Source organism: Streptomyces sp. NPDC090077 (assembly GCF_044747545.1).
In the GTDB taxonomy this organism is placed as follows: Bacteria; Actinomycetota; Actinomycetes; order Streptomycetales; family Streptomycetaceae; genus Streptomyces.
The window spans coordinates 121,446-138,070 of record NZ_JBIVEG010000009.1; the positions used below are offsets into that span (position 1 = coordinate 121,446).

15 protein-coding genes, 1 tRNA gene and 1 pseudogene are annotated in these 16,625 nt (G+C 70.9%); 8 read left to right on the forward strand and 9 right to left on the reverse strand.

From position 1 onward, the window contains the following. Positions 1 to 251: 251 nt before the first annotated feature. Positions 252 to 1,073: pseudogene (locus ACIPW5_RS17575) on the reverse strand (class I SAM-dependent methyltransferase). Between the two features lie 315 nt (positions 1,074 to 1,388). On the opposite strand from ACIPW5_RS17575, the gene ACIPW5_RS17580 reads away from it, so the two are divergent. The 4 genes from ACIPW5_RS17580 to ACIPW5_RS17595 all read left to right on the forward strand — a co-directional run bounded on the left by ACIPW5_RS17580 (position 1,389) and on the right by ACIPW5_RS17595 (position 4,242). Beyond that, positions 1,389 to 1,580 carry a hypothetical protein gene (locus ACIPW5_RS17580; protein WP_401245552.1) on the forward strand — a complete coding sequence of 64 codons (192 nt, stop codon included), beginning with the start codon at positions 1,389 to 1,391 and terminating at the stop codon, positions 1,578 to 1,580. A 192-nt stretch (positions 1,581 to 1,772) separates the two neighbouring features. Further along, a complete protein-coding gene (locus ACIPW5_RS17585; protein WP_401245554.1) occupies positions 1,773 to 2,339 on the forward strand; it encodes an RNA polymerase sigma factor in 567 nt (188 codons plus the stop codon). Continuing rightward, positions 2,336 to 3,343: a CU044_5270 family protein gene (locus tag ACIPW5_RS17590; protein ID WP_401245556.1), complete on the forward strand. Its 1,008-nt coding sequence runs from the start codon at positions 2,336 to 2,338 to the stop codon at positions 3,341 to 3,343. Before ACIPW5_RS17585 ends, ACIPW5_RS17590 begins: the two co-directional genes overlap by 4 nt. 188 nt (positions 3,344 to 3,531) lie before the next feature. Beyond that, complete coding sequence (locus tag ACIPW5_RS17595; RefSeq protein WP_401245558.1) at positions 3,532 to 4,242, forward strand: peptidase inhibitor family I36 protein; 711 nt, start codon at positions 3,532 to 3,534, stop codon at positions 4,240 to 4,242. 252 nt (positions 4,243 to 4,494) lie between these two features. On the opposite strand, the gene ACIPW5_RS17600 is transcribed toward ACIPW5_RS17595, so the two are convergent. The 6 genes from ACIPW5_RS17600 to ACIPW5_RS17625 form a co-directional block, all read right to left on the reverse strand. Further along, positions 4,495 to 4,584 (reverse strand) — tRNA-Ser (locus ACIPW5_RS17600). Between the two features lie 60 nt (positions 4,585 to 4,644). Continuing rightward, positions 4,645 to 5,592, reverse strand: a complete 948-nt coding sequence (locus tag ACIPW5_RS17605; RefSeq protein ID WP_401245560.1) for a trypsin-like serine peptidase — start codon at positions 5,590 to 5,592, stop codon at positions 4,645 to 4,647. Positions 5,593 to 5,781: 189 nt separating this feature from the next. After that, positions 5,782 to 6,828: a YeiH family protein gene (locus tag ACIPW5_RS17610; RefSeq protein WP_401245562.1), complete on the reverse strand. Its 1,047-nt coding sequence runs from the start codon at positions 6,826 to 6,828 to the stop codon at positions 5,782 to 5,784. Beyond that, positions 6,828 to 7,376: a cysteine dioxygenase gene (locus ACIPW5_RS17615; RefSeq protein WP_401245564.1), complete on the reverse strand. Its 549-nt coding sequence runs from the start codon at positions 7,374 to 7,376 to the stop codon at positions 6,828 to 6,830. The genes ACIPW5_RS17610 and ACIPW5_RS17615 overlap by 1 nt, the downstream gene beginning before the upstream one ends. 100 nt (positions 7,377 to 7,476) lie before the next feature. Continuing rightward, positions 7,477 to 8,382 carry a LysR family transcriptional regulator gene (locus tag ACIPW5_RS17620; protein ID WP_401245566.1) on the reverse strand — a complete coding sequence of 302 codons (906 nt, stop codon included), beginning with the start codon at positions 8,380 to 8,382 and terminating at the stop codon, positions 7,477 to 7,479. Positions 8,383 to 8,474: 92 nt separating this feature from the next. Next, on the reverse strand, positions 8,475 to 10,046 hold the full coding sequence (locus tag ACIPW5_RS17625; protein ID WP_401245568.1) for a S1C family serine protease: 1,572 nt from the start codon (positions 10,044 to 10,046) through the stop codon (positions 8,475 to 8,477). Positions 10,047 to 10,335: 289 nt separating this feature from the next. Between ACIPW5_RS17625 and ACIPW5_RS17630 the strand changes: the two genes are divergently transcribed. The 3 genes from ACIPW5_RS17630 (at position 10,336) to ACIPW5_RS17640 (ending at position 12,977) form a co-directional block, all read left to right on the forward strand. Next, positions 10,336 to 11,136 (forward strand): glycerophosphodiester phosphodiesterase, encoded by an 801-nt coding sequence (locus ACIPW5_RS17630; RefSeq protein ID WP_401245570.1) that lies wholly within the window; start codon positions 10,336 to 10,338, stop codon positions 11,134 to 11,136. 81 nt (positions 11,137 to 11,217) lie between these two features. Further along, positions 11,218 to 11,835, forward strand: a complete 618-nt coding sequence (locus ACIPW5_RS17635; RefSeq protein ID WP_401245811.1) for an ATP-binding protein — start codon at positions 11,218 to 11,220, stop codon at positions 11,833 to 11,835. Positions 11,836 to 12,002: 167 nt separating this feature from the next. After that, complete coding sequence (locus ACIPW5_RS17640) at positions 12,003 to 12,977, forward strand: DUF5926 family protein (protein ID WP_401245572.1); 975 nt, start codon at positions 12,003 to 12,005, stop codon at positions 12,975 to 12,977. A 181-nt stretch (positions 12,978 to 13,158) separates the two neighbouring features. Here ACIPW5_RS17640 and ACIPW5_RS17645 read toward each other — a convergent pair whose 3' ends face one another. Further along, positions 13,159 to 13,719 carry a hypothetical protein gene (locus tag ACIPW5_RS17645; RefSeq protein WP_401245573.1) on the reverse strand — a complete coding sequence of 187 codons (561 nt, stop codon included), beginning with the start codon at positions 13,717 to 13,719 and terminating at the stop codon, positions 13,159 to 13,161. A 116-nt stretch (positions 13,720 to 13,835) separates the two neighbouring features. Further along, positions 13,836 to 14,564, reverse strand: a complete 729-nt coding sequence (locus ACIPW5_RS17650) for a bifunctional DNA primase/polymerase (protein WP_401245574.1) — start codon at positions 14,562 to 14,564, stop codon at positions 13,836 to 13,838. A 423-nt stretch (positions 14,565 to 14,987) separates the two neighbouring features. Between ACIPW5_RS17650 and ACIPW5_RS17655 the strand changes: the two genes are divergently transcribed. Further along, complete coding sequence (locus ACIPW5_RS17655) at positions 14,988 to 16,583, forward strand: PP2C family protein-serine/threonine phosphatase (protein WP_401245576.1); 1,596 nt, start codon at positions 14,988 to 14,990, stop codon at positions 16,581 to 16,583. The last annotated feature ends 42 nt before the right edge of the window (positions 16,584 to 16,625 follow it).

Here is a 16,625-nt window from a genome sequence, read left to right on the forward strand (position 1 = left end):
CCCCCCTCAGGCACCCGCGCACGCAGAAGGGGCGCCCCGGTTCCGGGACGCCCCTTCTGGTCAGCGCGGTGCGCTGAGGTGTGGCGGTGGGTGTGGGATTTGAACCCACGGTGACATCGCTGCCACGACGGCTTTCAAGAGAGTGCTGCGGGAAGCTTCTTCACCGCGGCTGACCTGCTCGTTCCCCGCCCTCGGGGCTCTTCGCCGCCGATGGCGGTCCACACCTGGTCCACTAGCCCGAAACGGGGGTTCTACTGCTGCGCTCCTCGGCAGACGAGTATGCCGCCCAGGCAGGTGACACGAAGAGCGCGCTCTGCCTGAGTGGTCTCGTTGACCAGCTCCCGCGCGCGCTCGATCGTCTCCCTGAACGGAACGCCCATCGTGTCGGCCCAGGCTTCGTACGAGGCCAAGTGCGCGACGACTGGTTCCGCGTCGGTCACCTCGATCACCCCGGGGAGGGGGATCGTGCGGATCTCGCCGAAGACCGTACCGAGGATCGCCGGCGCGTCCTCCAGGGTGAAGCGGGCAGACAGCTGCACTCGGGCTGGCCCCTCTTGGATGCCCAGCACATCGTCCGCGGCCTGGCGCCAGAGGTGCTCCAGCTCCCGCTTGTCAGTCTGACTGTTCGTGGAGACGATCGCGATGCCGCCCGGTGCCAGTACACGGCCCAGTTCCCGCACGGCCTGGGCCTGGTCCTCGACGTGGTACAGCATGTGCAGCGCAAGCACCGCGCCGAGAGCTCCGTCCACGATTGGAGACTGTTGGACGTCCGCGACGACGGCTCCGGGGATGGCGCCGAGGATGCCTTACGAGACGTCCATGGGCAGCACCTTCAGGTCGGGACGGTCCTCCCGCACCCGGGCGACGAACTTCCCTTTACCGCAACCCACGTCCGCGACCGCTCCGCGCACGCCGGCCAGCTCGTTCACCACTATGCCCGGAAGATCGTGACGCGGGGTCTGCCACTGGTAGCGGAACTGACGGGCGGTCAAGTGCTGACCCGTGCCGGACGCCTTGGTGGAAAGAAGGCTGCGGCCGGCGACCAAATGATCGTTCGTGGGCTGGGTGGTCATCGGGGCTCCGTGGAGTTGCTGGCGAGAGCGGGCCGGACGGTCACCTCGTGAATGTGCGCGCGGAGATCGACTGCCGACTGTGAGCCACAGTAGGGCTCGCTTCCGAGGAGTTCGGCCGGATTGCGGAGCCTGATGGTGATGCTCGCCGTGTACGCCTCGGCGGTGAACACCTCCGAGAGCTTCGCCCCGGCTCCCTCGACCCCACCGCTGGCAAGGTACGCCGTGGCCAGGTCCGGATAGGAAGCCTGTAAATCGCCGGGTGAGCGGTCGCCTTCCGGCCCGTCTGATACAGCTCCACGAACGCCTCTTGCAAAGGTGCCGTACGGCCTCCGGCCTGCTGGCGTCTCCCTCTGGCTGGAGTCCGGTGTCTCCCCGGCCGAGGTCGCCCGCCGCGCCGGTCACAGCATCGCCGTGCTGTTCCGCTGCTACGCCAAGGCCATCCGCCGCAACCAACACCACGCAGACCAGCAGATCGAGAGGGCCCTGAACAACGACAGTGACCCGTAAGTCAATCAAGGCACTGTGGGAAGCCCTCCGTAACAACCCCCTGCCTCCTGGCGACGAAAGCCCTCGTCAGAGGCATGCGGCTCGTTAGAGGGGACTTCGTACCAGGTAGGCGGGTGACAATGGGACCCACCCGGCTTTAGTGCGTGACCAGCGTCACATGCAACAGGTGGGAGCGGGCGGACACTACTGAGTGTGGACCAGCAACTGTTCGCGGAGCTCTATGACGCGCACGCCCAGGCGGTGTACGCGCATGCTGTCCGCATGACTTCCGATCGTGCAGGGGCGGATGACATCGTCTCCCTCACGTTTCTCGAAGCTTGGCGATTGCGGGGGAAACTCGACGAAGTAGGGAGTCACCGCACCTGGCTGCTCGGGGTCGCCACCAATGTCATACGCAACACCCGTCGGGCCGCGCGGCGACACAGCGAGGCATTGACGCGCCTACCCAAGCCGAATGACGTCCCGGACCCGGCCGATCGCGTCGTGTCCCGGATCACGCACACCGCAGAGGCGGCCGCCGCCCTGGCCGCATTGGACCAGCTCCGACGTGCCGACCGCGAAGCCATCGTCCTGTCTGTCTGGTCCGGGCTCAGTCCTGCTGAAGTGGCAAAGGCATGCGGCGTCACAGAGTCGACCGTTCGCTCCCGCCTGTCACGGGCACGCAGCCGCCTTCGCAAACTCACCACCGCCAATCTGGCCGCGGACCCAGTCGCGGGGCGTGCGTCCACGTCTCGTACCGCACGGGAGGGACACCTGTGAACGCCGCCGATGACGCACGGAGCGAACGAGCCGAGCTCGACGAACTCCTGCGGCGCCTGGACGGGATCTCCGACGGGGACCTGCCCTTCCGCGCCCAGCGCCCGATCAAGGAGCATCTGATGCGCGAAATCGAACAAGCGGAGCAGACCACGCGCCGGCGTTCCTGGCGCCCCCTGTACCTTTCCCTGGGGGTGGTGGCGGCAGCGTGCGCGGTGGCCGTCAGCTTCACCCTGACCGGCAGCCATTCGAAGGAACCCGCCAAGGCCGCACGCCCTGAGCCCGCGGCCGTGCAGCTCTTGGACCGCGTCGCCCTGGCGGCCGGATCCGCACCGGCTCCAGTGGTACGCGACGGACAGTTCCTGTACACGAAGACCGTGGGACAGTCCGTCACCCTCTCCGAGATCCCGGGCGGAGGGGGGAAGATGGAGAAGATCCCCTCGGACGAATCGGCCGAGTTTTGGCATTCGGTCGACGGCTCGGCGGGATGGACGAAGCGCACCGCGCGAGGGACCGAGACGTTCCCCCCCGAGGGTCCGCCAAATCTCAACGGACCCACCTATCGATTCCTCGAATCGCTGCCGACCGATCCCGACCAGCTGCTGAAATTGATCTACGAGGACACCCGCAGGCAACATGGGGCCGGCTCCGGTTCGACCACCGGTCCCGATCAGCAGGCGTTCGTCGCCATCGGGGACATGCTGGGGCGAGTCCAGGCCCCGCCCGGTTTGAGCGCGGCGCTCTACCGCGCGGCGGCGCGCATTCCGGGTGTGGTCCTGGTCCCTGAGGCGAAGGACGCCGCGGGTCGGACGGGTGTTGCGGTCGCGCGCGTTCACCAGGACGAGCGCACCGAGTGGATCTTCGACAAGCAGAGCCTGCGGCTCCTGGGCTCCCGCACGGTCACCCTCAAGGACAGTTCCTGGGGAAAGGCCGGCGAGACAGTGTCCACGCGGGCGATCGTTGCCCAGGGAGTCACTGACCGACCCGGCCAACTGCCGCGCGGCTGAGGGCCTTCCGGTCAAACATCCCGCAACGGTGTCCAACTCGCCAGCGATTCGAACATCGATGTGATCTTCACCACGCACGACTCTCTGGCCAGGCCATAACCTCCTGCATGCGCAGCCACACAATCTGTGACTGCACATGTGGTGTGTAGGCAGAACCGCCAACGGGCGGACAATCAGGGGGAGGGCCGATGCGTTCACTGCGTGTCGCTATTGCTACAGGTGCCGCTCTGGGTGCCATCATCATCACCTCGTCGACAGCCAGTGCCACGACGCCTGCGCCGACGTCGGTAGCACCCTCGGCCGGGGCTCTGAGCCCCGCCGCTGAACAGGCTCGCAAGGATGCGCAGACGCCCAAGCCGATCTTCGCCACATACAAGGGCAAGCGCATCAACCTTAACGAGGGGTGGCAGGGGGCTCAGGTCTGCGCTGAGACGCTGAACCTCGAAGTCAAGTGTTTCGACAACCAGGCCGAAGCGGACGCCGGCCTGGTCAAGGACAACGCCGCGGTCGCCAAGAAGGCGACGGAAGAAGCACGCAAGGTGCTCGGCGCCAAGGCGGCCCAGGAGGCCGCGGCCTCGGCGATGGCGATACCCGACTGCGGGTACGGGTGGGTCTGCCTTTGGGAGGACATCAACTACACGGGTCGCAAGCTTCAGTGGAGTGCCAGCGGCCACAAGAATCTCGCAGACAACGATCGCGGCGGCTTCCGCGACAAGGCCACCTCGGTCTGCGTGGCTCGGCCGACTTCGGGGGCGACCCTGATCGACTTCCGAGACTTCATGGTGGACCCCACCCTGTCCATTGGGGCCACAAACTGCCACAACCTGACCAGCATCGGGTACAACCACGGTGGCCAGAGTGGCACCTGGAACGACAAGGCCGACGCAATCGACATGTAACAGCTGCACCGCTCAAACCGTCGGGAGACAGTGGCAGCAGCCGACACAAGGGGCGCCCCGATGCGGGCGCCCCTTTCGCATGCCCGCGCAAGTCCAGGTCAGTGACATGTAGACCGTGGACCGTGGTCCACACCTGGTCCATAGGCAATGGTCCAAAGCGGTGCAGGGGCGGCGCAGGGTGAGACAGGGCCCATAAGGAAGGGGCGCCCCGTGTTCGGGGCACCCCTTCCGATCAGCAGCTTCTCTGACCTGTGGCGGTGGGTGTGGGATTTGAACCCACGGTGACATCGCTGCCACGACGGTTTTCAAGACCGTTCCCTTAGGCCGCTCGGGCAACCCACCTGGCCGGTACAGAGTACCGGGATGTGGGGGCGGGTGGGGCTGGAGTTGGCCTCGGCCCGGTCAGGAGGTCTGGGCCTTGTCGTAGGCCGCCTTGGCCTCGTTGCCGAAGTAGGGGCCGAACATCGTGTTGGGTAGGAAGTTGTAGCCGAAGCTGTTCACCGAGACCTGGGTACCGAGGCCCGTGGACTCGTTGAAGTCCTGGAACCAGGGGCCGCCGCTGGAGCCGCCCGTCATGTTGCAGGCCATGCTGTGGTCCTTGGTCAGCAGGAAGTCCTTGCCCGTGTTGGCGCTGCAGTAGACGAGCTTGGTGCCGTCGTACGGAGCCGCCGCGGGGAAGCCGAAGGAGTACATCCGCTTGTTGTAGCCGCCGTTGAACAGGAGGCCCTGGGCGCCGACGACCTGGCTGAGCTTCTGACCGTTCAGCGGGGCGACGACGGCGAGACCCACGTCCATGTTCATGTCCTCGCTCGCCGCCCACTGGTCGGTGGCGAAGGTCTTGACCGCCGACCACTGGCCGTACGGGGCGTTGCCGTTGTCGTAGGCCGGCACGAAGATCCAGTTGGTGTGCCAGGCGCCCTGGTACTTCACGCAGTGGCCGGCCGTGATGACGGTGCTGCCGTTCTGGCTGGTGACCGAGTCGCCCGAGCAGGAGGCCGTGCGGCCCTGGAAGGTGAAGAACACCCGGCCCGAGGTCCTCACCACCGCCCCGCCGCCCGTCCAGGCACCGCCGGCCTGCGGGAACGCCATGACGGACGCGGGGGAGGTCGGGGGCACCCGGGTGGGGAGGGCCGTCTTCGCGGGCGCCGTACGCGCTCCGCCCGGGGTCGCCTCCAGGTCCAGCGGGGTGGCCTGGCGCATCCGCTCGGAGGTCCAGAAGCCGGGGGTCTGCCCCGGCCGGAACGAGGAGGGCGACTCGGCCGCCGCCGAGGGGGAGGCCGCCGTCAGGGCCCCCGCGAGCAGGGCGCCCGCGGCCAGGAGGACGGATGCCGCCGTGCGATGACGATTCACGCAGGACTCCTTCTGCCGTGCCCGTGCCGGAGCGACCCGGGCAGGGGTGGGGGTGAAGAGCTGTCGGTGCGGATCGGCTGTTCGGCTTGCGGGGGCAGGGTCGCACGGGGGCCCGGAGATGTCAGGGGGCAGTCCGGACGTTCGGTCGGTTCCGGCCAGGAAATGGCCAACTCGCCTTGGTTTCCACGGTCATGTGGTCACGAGGACGCCCGCGAAGGAGACCCCCGCCACCACCACCCAGGCCCCGAGCCCCAGCAGTGCGGCGCGGCCGCCGGTACGGGCCAGGGTCGGCAGGTGGACCGCGCTGCCCAGCCCGAACAGGGCCGCCGCCAGCAGGGCCTCCTGCGCCGTGTGCGCCCAGTCCAGTGCCGCCCCGGGCAGCAGACCGGTGGCGCGCAGGGCGGCCGCTGCCAGGAACCCGGCGACGAACAGCGGCACCGGAGCCGGACGCCGTCCCGAGGAGGTGCGTACGCCGCGCCGCCGGGCCCGCATCGAGAACGCCACCGCCGCCACCAGGGGGGCCAGCAGGGCCACCCGCATGAGCTTGACCAGCACCGCCTCGCCGAGCGCCCCCGGGCCCGCGGTCTGGGCGGTCGCCACCACCTGGCCCACGTCGTGGACGCTCGCCCCCACCCACCGCCCGAAGGCCGGGTCCGAGAGCCCCAACGGGCCCTGGAGGAGAGGGAGCACCGCGATGGCCAGCGTCCCGCACAGGGTCACCAACGCCACCGAGGCGGCCACGTCCTCCTCGTCGCTGCCGGAGACCTCGCTCACCGCGCCGATGGCCGAGGCTCCGCAGATCGAGTATCCGGTGGCGATCAGCAGGGGCTGGTCCCCCGGGAGCCCGAGGCGCCGGCCCAGCCAGACCGTGCCGAAGAAGGTGGCCGCGACCACGGCGCACACCATCGCCACTGTCGCCCAGCCCAGCCGGAGCACCTGGTCCAGCCCGAGGCCGAGCCCCAGCAGGACGATGCCGATGCGCATCAGCCGCCGCCCGGCCAGCGACAGGCCCGGGCGGGCCGGTCCGCGCACGACGTTCCGTACGCCGGGAAGGTGGGCCACCGCGATCCCGAGCACCACCGAGGCGGTCAGCATCGGGATGCCGGGTACCAGCCGGTGCACGCCCCATGCCACCAGCGCGCCGGCCGCGGCCATCCCCAACCCGGGCCAGGAGGGGGGTGTTTCACGTGAAACATGGCGGACCGCCTCGCTCCGGGGGCGGTGGAGGAGTGCCATCAGTCGACGGGGAGCGTGTAGACGCGGCGGATGCTGCTGCCCAGGCGGGAGACGTCGGCCCCGTAGACGTGGACCGATATCGCCTTGCCGGTACAGGAGTTGCGGACCTTGTGGATGTCCCCGGGCGGTGCGAACCCGCAGACCTCGCCCTGGGCGTTGACCACGTCCTCGGTGGCCACCAGCCGGGCGGCACCCGCGCCGGGAGCGAGCCGGTAGCGTCGCTCGCTCTCCTCGCCCTGGTGCACCCCGGCCACGCACCACGAGACGTGGTCGTGGATACAGGTCTCCTGACCGGGCATCCAGACCAGGGCCACGACGGAGAAGCTGCCGTCGGGCTCCGCGTGCAGGATGTGCTGCCGGTAGTGCTCCGGGTCGCCCTCCTGCTGCTCCGCGGTCAGCAGGTCGGCCGCGCCCAGGTGCGGGGCGAGCCGTTCACCGACCAGGTAGGAGGTCAGGTCGGGGGCCAGGCCCCGGTCCACGACGCTGCGGATCTCGCTGACGAGGGCGGCCATCCTCGTGGTCGTACGGGCCGGCGTGGTGGTGGTCATGCAAGCAGCGTCCGTCGGCGCATCCATCACGTCCAACGACAGTTGTGACCTGAAATCCCAAGCAGAGCTTATGGATCGGGGGAAGCGGGGATCAGCCGGATCAGCAGCCGACGCGGTTGGACGCGGCCTTCTTCAACTCGTCCAGTACCACCGCGGTCGCCGGGATCCGCAGGTGGTCCCGGTAGACGTACGCGGCGATGTGACGGCGGGCCGCGGGCTCCAGCACCCGCCCGCAGACCCGGCTGAGGGACAGCGACGGCAGCACCAGCGCGGGCATCATCGCCACGCCCAGCCCCTGCGCGACCAGGCTCTGCACCACCAGGTTGTCATCGGTCGCGAAGCGGATGTCGGGTACGAAGCCCAGTTCCGCGCACTCGTGCAGCAGGTTCGCCCGGCAGCGCGGACAGCCCGCGATCCACCGCTCCTCGGCGAGGTCGGCGAGGTGCACGGCCCGGCGCCGGGCCAGCGGATGGCCGGTCGGCAGCAGCACCGTGAGCTGGTCCTCCAGCAGCCTGACCTCGGCCACTTCCTCCGGTATGTCCTCGTGCAGGCCCGGGTAGGTGAAGGCGAGGGTGATGTCGCACTCGCCGCGCTGCAGCCTGCGCAGGGACTCCGGCGGCTCTCCCTCCAGCAGCTCGACCTGGATGCCGGGATGGTCCTTGGCCAGGCCGCTGAGGGCCTCGGGGACGAGCGTGACGTTGGCGCTGGGGAATCCGCAGACCCGCACGCGGCCGGTACGGAGCCTCGTGTAGGCCTTCAGCTGGGCCTCTGCGGCGGAGAGGCTCCCCAGGATGGACTCGGCATGCCTGGCCAGGGACTCACCGGCCTCGGTCAGCTTCATGCGCCGGCCGACACGGGTGAACAGCGGGGTGCCGACGGCGCGTTCGAGCGCCTTCATCTGCTGGGTGATCGCGGGCTGGGTGTAGCCCAGGGCGCGTGCGGCCGCCGAGTACGAGCCCGCCACGACCACTTCATGGAATGTCCGTATGTGCCGTGAATCGAACACGAGCGAAGCATAAGCAGATGTTGGGAGGGGCCGTAGGCGGAATCCCGCCCACGGCCCCTCCCATCAAGCCACTGTCGAGCGGCTGTTCGCCGCTACTTGTCGCCGACGCGCGAGCCGAGCGTGATGTCGACCGTGGTCGGCTTGCCCGCCCGCAGGTAGGTCAGCTTCACCGTGTCCCCGGGCTTGTACGTCCAGATCAGGCTGATCAGTGTCGGACCGCTGTCGACCTGCTTGCCGCCGAACTCGGTGATGATGTCGCCGGGCTTGAGGCCGGCCTTCCCGGCCGGGCCGTTGGGGTCGACCAGCTCGTTGGCGGGTGCTCCCTGCTCGGAGATCTTGGCGCCGTTCGTCTTGGCCTGGAGGTCCACGGAGACGGAGATCACCGGGTAGACCGGCTTGCCCGTCTTGATCAGGGACTCCGCGACGTTCTTGGCCTGGTTGATCGGGATGGCGAAGCCGAGGCCGATGGAGCCGGCCTGCCCGCCGCCGAAGCCGCCGCCCCCGCCCGCGGACTGGATGGCGGAGTTGATGCCGATGACCGCCCCGCGGCCGTCGAGCAGCGGGCCGCCGGAGTTGCCCGGGTTGATGGAGGCGTCCGTCTGCAGGGCGCTCATGTACGAGTTCTTGCCGCCGGAGCCGTCACCGGAGGCCACCGGACGGTTCTTGGCACTGACGATGCCGGTGGTGACCGTGTTGGACAGGCCGAAGGGGGCGCCGATCGCGATGGTCGGGTCGCCGACCGCGACCTTGTCGGAGTCGCCCAGCGGCAGCGGCTTGAGACCCGCGGGCGGGTTCTTCAGCTTGATCACGGCGACGTCGTAGCCCTGGGCCCGGCCCAGTACCTCGGCCTCGTACCTCTTGCCGTCGGAGAAGGTCGCGGAGAGCTTGCCGCCGTTCGCGGCGGAGGCCACCACGTGGTTGTTGGTGAGGATGTGGCCCTCTTGGTCGTACACGAAGCCGGTGCCGGTGCCGCCCTCGCCGTCCCCGGCCGAGGCCTCGATGGTGACGACGCTGGGCAGGGCGGTCGCGGCGAGGCCGGCGACGGAGCCGGCGTCGCGCTTGAGGTCCTTGGGGGTGTTGCCCGCGGTGATGGTGGTGGAGCCGAAGCCGCCGCCGTTGTTGCGCTCCGCCGCCCAGTAGCCGACGCCGCCGCCGACGCCGCCCGCGAGCAGGGCCGCCACCAGGACGGCAGCGACCAGGCCGCCCTTGCCCTTCGGCTTGGCCGGCGGGGTGCCGTCGGAGGTGAGGGGGGCGCCCCAGCCGCCACCGCCGTGGCCGCCCTGGCCGCCGTACGCGGGAACCGTGGGCGGCGGCGGGGGCCAGGCCTCGGCGCCGTACGCAGGCTGCGCTCCGGGGGCCGGCGCCTGGGCCTGCCCGTAGCCGTCGGCCGGGGGCACGGAAGGCGGCGCGGCCGGGGTGGGCGGCAGCTGCTGGGTGTGCTCCGCGGCCGGGGCGGACGCCGGGACCGGAGCCGGACCGGCCGGGGTCTCGGACACGCCGGGCGCGGCCTCCTGCACCGGGGCGGGCCCGGGGAAGGCGGCGGCGGGCTCGGCCGGAGCGGCGGGCGCCTTCGTCAGGTCGGGGGTGGAGGCGGCCGGCGCGGGGGGTACGGACGGGGCCGCGGGGGGTGTCGGGGCCGCGGTGCCCTCGTTCTCGGTGCTCACAGCGCTCTCTCCTCGTCACACACGCTTACAGGCTTACACGGCTGCACAGGCTCTGGGCGTCTCAGGTACTGGGCATATCAGGCGAAACCGGCCCGACACCCACCTGGCATCGGTCCGACTGAACGTTCGAGGTGCCGTACAAGTTCCAGGACGAAGCCTTTCCCATGACCCGTCAGGGCACTGTAAGCCGGACCTGTGCATCTCCTTCCATCCTTTATATCCGACATATAGGACACCCTCCCGGGACTCACCCCGGCACGTTGGGCCCCCTCGGTGGCACCATGACCGGGTGACCCACGCATCGCCGCGCCCCATCCAGGTCGTCGCCCACCGCGGCGCCTCGGAGGACGCCCCCGAGCACACCCTGGCCGCGTACCGGAAAGCCATCGAGGACGGCGCCGACGCCCTCGAATGCGACATCCGGCTGACCGCCGACGGACACCTGGTCCTGGTCCACGACCGCCGCGTGAACCGCACCTCGAACGGCCGCGGCGCTGTCTCCGCCCTGGAGCTCGCCGAGCTCGCCGCCCTCGACTTCGGCTCGTGGAAGGACCGCGAGGAGTCACCCGACTGGGACGCGGACCCCGAGCGCACCTCCGTGCTGACCCTGGAACGGCTGCTGGAGCTGGTGTCCGACGCCGGCCGGCCCGTCCAGCTCGCGATCGAGACGAAACATCCCACCCGATGGGCCGGACAGGTGGAGGAGCGCCTCCTCTTCCTCCTCAAGCGCTTCGGACTGGACGCCCCGCCCGCCGGCGGCCCGCACCCGGTCCGGGTCATGAGCTTCTCCGCCCGCTCCCTGCACCGGGTCCGGGCGGCGGCGCCGACGGTGCCCACCGTGTACCTGATGCAGTTCATCTCCCCCCGGATGCGGGACGGACGCCTGCCCGCGGGGGTCCGGATCGCCGGACCCGCGATGCGGATCGTGCGCAACCACCCCGGCTTCATCCGCAAGCTCCAGGCCGCCGGACATTCCGTGCACGTATGGACGGTGAACGCTCCCGAAGATGTTCAGCTATGCGCTGATCTGGGTGTAGAAGCGATCATCACGAACAGGCCACGTCAGGTTCTGTCACAACTCGGCCGCTGACGTCCCCTTTTGCCCACCTGTCACGCACGCCCCGTGCGTGACAGGGAGTGCACCGGCGCATCCGCTCCGCATCCGACGGTCATGAATGCGTCAGAACGACGTCAGAGGGCCTCGTCACGGCGGTTTCCGGTCCAGGCCATTGGGGCATCCAGACCATGGCGTGGGGCTAAGGAGGTTCCGGGGGTGGCGTTGGTGATGGCACAGGAAGTGCCCACGTCGTCGTGCATGGACATACGCCATGGTCCTGCGGGCGTGGGCGAGGCAAGGCGCCGGATGCGCGAACAGCTGCGCATGAGCGGCCTGTCCGAATCGGTCGTGGACGATGCCGTACTGATCCTTTCCGAACTGCTCAGCAACGCCTGCCGCCACGGCCGGCCGCTGGGCCGGCACGAGATCGGAGACGGGGAGATACGCGCCGCGTGGCGCGTCGACACCGCGGGGCGGCTGACGGTCGAGGTCACGGACGGCGGCGGCCCCACCCGCCCGATCCCGGCCACGCCCTCGGTCACCGCACACGGCGGGCGGGGGCTGAACATCATCAGCGCCCTGGCCCAGGACTGGGGTGTCCGGGACGGAGCGGCGGGTGAGGTCACCGTCTGGGTGATCGTCGCCCGGGGGTCCCGGCACGAGGATTTCGCTACGCGCGTCACAGCCCCGGCGATGGACTTCGCATCGGCCTTCGACGACCTGGATCCGTGAAGCGGATCCGACCGCACGACCAGTAGCACCGGCCATCCGCACAGGCGGCCGTCCGGGAGCGCACGCCGACCGTGCTCCCGGCCGCACCCCACCGGTTCCGGCGGTACGAACGGCTAGGCTCGCGCCCAGAGACACCGCCGTACCGCCGCAACCGGGAGACACCCACGATGGCCAAGAAGCGCCCCGCCGCGAAGACCGCGAAGCCCCAGCTCGAGAACGGGGAGATCCCGGTCGTCGGCGCGCGCGAGCCCTGCCCCTGCGGTTCCGGGCGCCGCTACAAGGCCTGCCACGGCGCGGCCGCCTCGCACGCCTCGACCGAGCACGTACAGCGTCCGTTCGAGGGACTGCCGGCCGAGTGCGACTGGGTGGCGCTGCGCGAGCTCGTGCCCGCGGCCACCATCCCGCTGACCCTCAAGGGCGGCCTGCCCGAGGGCGTCCCGTCCGTCACGCTGGTGACCGTACTCCCCCTGGCCTGGCCGGCCCTGCGCCGCGAGGACGGCTCGGTCCTGCTCGGCCTCCAGAACGACTCGACCACCGGCGACCTGGCCCGCGACATGGCCGACACCCTGGAGCGCGCGCTCGTCGCCGAGCCCGGCACTCCGGTCCCGGCCCGCCGGGTGCCCGCCGAGGGTCCCCGACTCCAGGATCTCCTCGACCTGGACGGCGTTTTCGAGCCGGTTGTGCACACCGGCTTCGAATTCTGGATTCCGGAGGCGGAGAGCGCCCAGAGCGCCTCCCCGGAGATCGCCGCCTCGCTGGAGCGCGCCAACGCCGCCGCCATCCCGACCGTCAAGCTGACGGGCGTGGACGCGGCCTACTGGTGCGAGACCCCGGACAAGAACCACCTGCGCTGGGTCATGCCGCACCCGGAGGAGAAGCTGCTCGACGCCCTCGCGCGGCTGCACGCGGCGGGCACGTCCTCACTCGGCGAGGGCACCAAGCTCGTCGGTTCCTTCCGCGCCCACGGCCTCGTGGTCCCGGTCTGGGACCTGCCGACCGGGGTCTCCGCGGAGGACGTGGAGAAGCCCGCCGCCGAGTTCGCGGAGCGGCTGGCCGCGGCCCTGTCCGCCGACGCCCCGCTGACCGCCGAGGAGCGCCGGGCGCGCGGCGGGCTCACCAACCGCCAGATCACGCTCAGCTGACGGACGGACACGCACGGGTTCGGTGACTGGGGTCACAACTCCCGCTAATCGCCTGCAAATCGATGTCTGAATATCAGAGATCGAATTTGCGAACAGGCGATCTCTTGTTACCGTTCTTGTAGCCCGGTCGCTGGTGCATCCCCCGTCGCCAGCGACCGGGCCCTTGTCTTTCCGGTGGCGCTCAACCCACGCCGGGGCCGGGCGAGTTGCTCCCGGACCGCAGCAGCAGTCGCCCTTCCTCATCCGGAACTGCAAACTCCGCTACAGCCGAGTAGTCCTGCGGCGCACCCGCCGAATCTCCCCGGGGCGTCTCGCAGAGTCCCGGCTCGTCCCCCGCGGCCACCGCACAGCGGATCTGCACCGTCCGGCCGGCCGGCCCCATCACGGTGAGCACGGCGTCCAGCGCGCGCCCGCTGGTGTTGCGGTAGTAGCTGCGGCCCCAGGTCTGTCCCGCGCTCTCCAGGACGCACGTCTGCGCCTCCAGCCCCTGTGGGGCGGAGAGTTCGGGTCCGCAGCGGGAGTCGGTCCGCGGCTGTTCGGCGGGCCCCGGCTGCGCCGGCGCCGGGGCGGGACGTGCCCCGGCGGGCGTACCGGAAGCGTGGGAAAGACCCAGCGAGGAGAGCAGCCCCCCGCCTTTTCCGTCACCCTGACCGGCGAAATCCGGCCCGGCGATCGCTCCGGCCAGGGGGAGCGACAAGATGATCAGCACACCGGCGCCGATACCGATCAGGCGGAGATTCATTCGCCGAAGATAGCGACGCGGGAATGGGGCACGGAGATCCCCGCGCCCAATTCCCTTGGAAACCCGTCGTGCTGGCACCCGTACGAGTGATGCGGCGGCCCTCCGCCGCCCGGCTTTCAGTAGGCGAGCCGGCTGCCGCCGCCCGGCGTGCTGCTGCTCGCCTCGACGAGGGCGTCCACGACCGCCTCGACGTCCGGCAGCCACAGGCCGCCGGGGCCGGGCCCGGCGTCAGGCTCGCGCTCCCAGCGGACCTGCCCGCCGCCGCTGGCCGTGGACGGGGGCAGCAGCAGGTAGCCGCCCTCGCCGTGGAAGCGCAGCGAGGAGGGCACGTGGTCCTTGGCGTAGAGGAGTTCACCGAGTCGCTCGAGCGAGTACGGGGCCACCATCAGGGACCACCGGGTGGGGGTGGCGACGACCGGCCCGAGCCGCAGGCCCTGCGCTTCCAGCCGTACGACGGCACGCGCGGCCGCGGCGGCCGGCAGGCTCACCGCGCACGGCGCCTTCCCTCCGGTGGCCAGCAGCACCGGGGCGCCGGGGCGCCGGGCCCACCACCAGGCCACCATCCGGACGTCGGTGGTGGCGGCGAGCAGCCCCGGGTCGAAGGGGTGCGCGCCGGGCACCACGCAGTCGGGGTCGGGGCAGGCGCACCGGGCGCCGTCGGCGCCGGCCCGGCCGACGCCCGGGAGTACGGGCCAGTTCCAGGCGGTGGCGCAGGTGAGCGCCCCGTCGAGGAGGGAGGCGGCCGCGGCGCCGTCCGGGCCCGGCGCGGCCGGGCGGGAGGCTGCCCGTGGGAGTTTCAAGCGATCGCGGAGCCGCTGGAGACGCCTTCCGAGGATCTCGCGCATGAGCGCTCGTTCCTTTCCGTTGAACGCCGAAGGGCCACATCACACCATGTAACCGGTGTCTCACCACACGTACACGTTTCGCGTCACTGTCCGCCAGAAGCAGGTTCACACGGTTCGTGCAGTTTTCTTACGGGTCCGTCAAACGTCCGGCGGGGACCCGGAGCGAGCGGTCCGGGCGACCCGCGCCGGTCTCGAAACCGGCTGCCGCCGCTAAGGACGGCTCCCCGCGCCGGGTGGTTCCCCGGCGGTGCGCGGGAGGGCGTCAACTGACCCCGGGCACCATCGAGTACGTACCCGGAGCCCCTGGAGCGTCCGCCCAGTCGATCGCAAAAACCGTCTGCATGGCGCTTTTTCCGGCCAAGTTTTAGCCCCGGCTGGACAGTGAGTTGCCGTCCCACGGACACCAGTATTCCCGCCTGGGCAATGCTGGACATCGATCCTCGTGTGCGTGTAGATGTGGATCCATTGATGGCGGCGCAGCACGATCTGGGGGTTTGCGATGCTATATGGCGAATCGCACCAGGTGGAAAGGCGGACGCCATGAGCGCCCCGCATCTGCCGAAAGTGGCTGGAATCGATCCAGCGGTTACCGCGTCAGCGCACACTGCGGCGCCCGCACCCGGCTCCACCTCCGTGACGTCCACGGCCGCGGCCGCGCCGGGGACTTCCGCCGGCTCCGCCCGGACCACCCCCGCCCAGGGCGCGCCGCCCGCGGCGAGCAGCGTCATCCAGGACCGGCTCGCGGGGATGGTCTCCGACCTCACCACCCTCCACGAGCTCACCGAACGCCTCGCGCGGGCCGGCGACCTCGACTCCTCCCTGCGGGAGTTCCTGCGCGCCGGAGCCGCCCTCGTCGGTGCGCGCCGCGGACTGGTGGTCCTGGAGCCCTCCGACGGCCTGGGCCCCGCCACCACCATCGGCCTGGGCCTCGGCCGCGCGGACCTCGGGCACATCGAGACGGTGCCGCGCAGCGCCACCTCGTACGGACGCATCCTCGACGGACTCCCCGACGCCCACGGCGGCTCCGAGTTCCTGCCCGAGCCGGGCACGGCACCGGCCGCCGGCCCGAGCGGACACGAAACCCCCGTCGACCCCCGCCACCGGGAGGTCGCGGCCCGGCTCGGCTACGCCGCGAGCTACGCGCTCCCAGTGGCCGCCGCCACCGGCCGGCTCGGCGCCGCCGTCTGGCTGTACGACGAGCAGGCCGAGCCGAGCGACCGCCAGCGCGACCTGGCCGGGCTGTACGTCCGGCACGCCGCCGAGCACCTGGCCCGGATGGTCGAGGTCACGCGCTCGCGCGACCGGCTGGCCACCATCTCCGAGGAACTGCTGCCCAGCCGGCTGCCCCGGATCCCCGGGGTCCAGCTCGCCGCCCGGCACCGCACGGGGCCGCGCGGCGGCGGCGACTGGTACGACGCGCTGCCCCTGCCCGAGGGCGCCATGGGCCTGGCCGTCGGATCGGTCACCGGCTCCGGCCCGAGCGCCGTCGCCGCGATGGGGCGGCTGCGTGCCTCGCTGCGCGCGTACGCCGTGATGGAGGGGGAGGACCCCGTCGCGGTCCTGTCCGACCTGGAGCTGCTGCTGCGCCTGACCGAGCCCGCGCGCTCGGCGACCGCCCTCTTCGCGTACTGCGAGCCCGCCGCCCGCAAGATCGTCCTGGCCGGCGCGGGGCACACCCCGCCGCTGCTGATCGGCGAGCGCCGGACCGAGTACGTGGAGACCTCGCTCTCCGCCCCGCTCGGGATGCTGGCGTGCTGGGAGGCACCGAGCGTGGAGATCGAGCCCGCGCGCGGAGAAACGGTGCTTCTCTACACCGACGGGCTGCTGCGCCGTACCGGTGACCCCATGGACCGGGCCTACGCCCGGCTGCACGCGGCCGCCGCGGGGGTCCCCCGGAGCGCGCGGGAGGATCCGGCGGCGATCTGCGACCACATCCTGAAGACGGTGCTGGCGGATCCGGGCCCCGGCGCGGCCGGGGAGGCGGAGGACGTCGTCCTGCTCGCCGCCCGGTTCGACTGAGGCCCGCCCTCCCGGGGCAGCACGGAAGCCCGTGCCCGGTTT

What these genes read in the sequence shown, in the direction of transcription:
- ACIPW5_RS17635 (WP_401245811.1), top strand. Translation starts at nt 11,218, where the DNA reads ATGAATGCGTCAGAACGACGTCAGAGGGCCTCGTCACGGCGGTTTCCG.
- ACIPW5_RS17655 (WP_401245576.1), top strand. Translation starts at nt 14,988, where the DNA reads ATGCTGGACATCGATCCTCGTGTGCGTGTAGATGTGGATCCATTGATG.
- ACIPW5_RS17595 (WP_401245558.1), top strand. Translation starts at nt 3,532, where the DNA reads ATGCGTTCACTGCGTGTCGCTATTGCTACAGGTGCCGCTCTGGGTGCC.
- ACIPW5_RS17640 (WP_401245572.1), top strand. Translation starts at nt 12,003, where the DNA reads ATGGCCAAGAAGCGCCCCGCCGCGAAGACCGCGAAGCCCCAGCTCGAG.
- ACIPW5_RS17615 (WP_401245564.1), bottom strand. Translation starts at nt 7,376, where the DNA reads ATGACCACCACCACGCCGGCCCGTACGACCACGAGGATGGCCGCCCTC.
- ACIPW5_RS17650 (WP_401245574.1), bottom strand. Translation starts at nt 14,564, where the DNA reads ATGCGCGAGATCCTCGGAAGGCGTCTCCAGCGGCTCCGCGATCGCTTG.
- ACIPW5_RS17645 (WP_401245573.1), bottom strand. Translation starts at nt 13,719, where the DNA reads ATGAATCTCCGCCTGATCGGTATCGGCGCCGGTGTGCTGATCATCTTG.
- ACIPW5_RS17610 (WP_401245562.1), bottom strand. Translation starts at nt 6,828, where the DNA reads ATGGCACTCCTCCACCGCCCCCGGAGCGAGGCGGTCCGCCATGTTTCA.